2 protein-coding genes are annotated in these 1289 nt (G+C 38.9%); both read left to right on the top strand.

Going from position 1 to position 1289, the window contains the following annotated elements; translation table 11 throughout:
- Positions 1-819 (top strand): hypothetical protein (locus NFR46_RS09365; protein WP_251576751.1); only part of this gene is annotated, 819 nt, incomplete at its 5' end.
- 9 nt (positions 820-828) lie between these two features.
- Positions 829-1203 carry a hypothetical protein gene (locus tag NFR46_RS09360; protein ID WP_251576749.1) on the top strand — a complete coding sequence of 125 codons (375 nt, stop codon included), beginning with the start codon at positions 829-831 and terminating at the stop codon, positions 1201-1203.
- Positions 1204-1289 lie beyond the last annotated feature (86 nt).

Raw genomic sequence — 1289 nt, 5'->3', positions numbered from 1 at the left:
ATTTTTCAAAAAGAGGGCAAGTGGCAAGAAGCCTTTTTCAAAATTCAAGATGAAAATGGTGGCGATATTTCAACCATTAATTTAACGTTGAATGTATTGCCTAATCAGATTGAAATGGGGATTAGCGTTCGACCATTTATTCCTGAACTGGAAAAAACCCGGGCTAAGATCAATCAAGCACTACGTGAAATGAATGCGCAACAATTGCTTAACCAGGTTGATTCAATGAAGACAACGGTTGGTGCTTATACTGATTTGATTGAACAACACGCGGTTTTAAACAAGCCCGAAACGATTAATTTAATTAATGGAATTGTTAATCCATTCCGTCAACAATTAACTAGTCAGATGGACTCATTGAGTTCTAGTATTACTAGTAGAATGAGTGCATTTAAAACTGACGTTAATGCTCAACTGGAAAAGTCCAAGATTAGAACTGAATGGTATAGTGGCACGATGCTTAATGGGTGTAGCGGATGGATTGGTGCTCGTTTTGTCTACATCAATGATTTTGCAATTGTCCACATCATGGGATGGACTCAATTTCCAGCAAACTCTTGGAAAAACATTGACTTTGCTACTAACCCAGCAGCGTCAAAAGTTGATTTCTCTAATGTGCCGATCGGTGGGCCGGTTATGTTGATACCAAATGGGACACAACCTCGGCGGACTATGCTGTGTACTCTTGATAAAGATTCAAATTTTAGTCAAATTGGATTGTGGAATTCTGGAGACAATTATAGCTCAGAAATCTATGCTCCTGGTGCTTATATTACTTACCAATTTTCAGCTGTCGTTGACGCTAGCCAATTGAAATGAGGAGGCTAAATGATGAATAACGATATGGTCACAGTATATCTCTATGACACGCTTGATAAGAATAAACTGATTGGGACAACTACTGTTCCACGTGGTTCTGAATTACTAGTCGGTCAAACTTATATCAAGCCTGTTGACGGTCTATATGGAACGCCAATGTTTGATGAAGAACAACAACGGTGGTTTGGGATGAGTAAGGAAGAGTGGCTGAAGTCCGATCATTTAAATGGTGGGGAACCAACAAATACGCCAAGTCCACAGCAACAGTTAATGGCTAGCTTAATGAAAACTAATGCTGATTTACAAAAGCAGGTCAACATGCAAGCAACGGTTAACGCCACAATTATGAAGAGCATTGCGGAACTAAAATCAGAAGCTAAGTAGGAGGTAATCACATGGCTAACGATGTAATGTTTAGTGTCTACAAGAAATATTACGAAATGAAATTATTTACTGCCGATGACATTAAG

This window comes from Limosilactobacillus agrestimuris (genome assembly GCF_943193105.1).
In the GTDB taxonomy this organism is placed as follows: Bacteria; Bacillota; Bacilli; order Lactobacillales; family Lactobacillaceae; genus Limosilactobacillus; species Limosilactobacillus agrestimuris.
The sequence above is the reverse complement of the archived record's forward strand: the minus strand, read 5'-3'. Positions and strand labels throughout refer to the sequence as shown.

Excerpts from the sequence above, each read along its gene's own strand:
- NFR46_RS09360 (WP_251576749.1), top strand. The coding sequence starts at position 829 with ATGATGAATAACGATATGGTCACAGTATATCTCTATGACACGCTTGAT.